Origin of the sequence: Sedimentibacter sp. B4 (assembly GCF_000309315.1) — a bacterium.
Lineage (GTDB): Bacteria > Bacillota > Clostridia > Tissierellales > Sedimentibacteraceae > Sedimentibacter > Sedimentibacter saalensis.
In genome coordinates this window covers 1-347 of the sequence record NZ_CANG01000934.1, presented here as the reverse complement: position 1 = coordinate 347, position 347 = coordinate 1, and the positions used below count along the sequence as shown (strand labels likewise).

The window sequence follows — 347 nt, the reverse complement described above, 5'->3', positions numbered from 1 at the left end:
ATGCCCAGCAGCAACGCGCCCACCGTGCCCTGACGGTTCCCCTTGCCCGGACGCCACCCTCCGATCACCACGGCCTGGGCCTTGCGGTGCTTGATCTTCAGCCAGGTCGGTGCGCGGCGCCCGGGCTCGTAGATCGACCCCCTGCGCTGGCGACGACGCCCTCCCAGCCGGAAGGCGAGGCTCGCGTCCAGCGCCGACGCCAGATCGCCGTCGAAGCCAGCCGGCACGTGGACGCGGGAGCCGCCTTCCTGCGGACCGAGGCTCTCCAGCAGTTCACGGCGCGTCTCGTAGGGCTGGGTCAGCAGCGACTGGCCGTTCAGGCTGAGCAGGTCGAACAGCATCAGCTA

The 347-nt window shown here is 70.6% G+C and carries 1 pseudogene; it reads right to left on the bottom strand.

The annotated features are described in order from the left end of the window. Positions 1–341 (bottom strand): annotated as a pseudogene (locus BN358_RS24705) (ATP-dependent DNA ligase); the annotation flags it as partial. Positions 342–347: the final 6 nt, after the last annotated feature.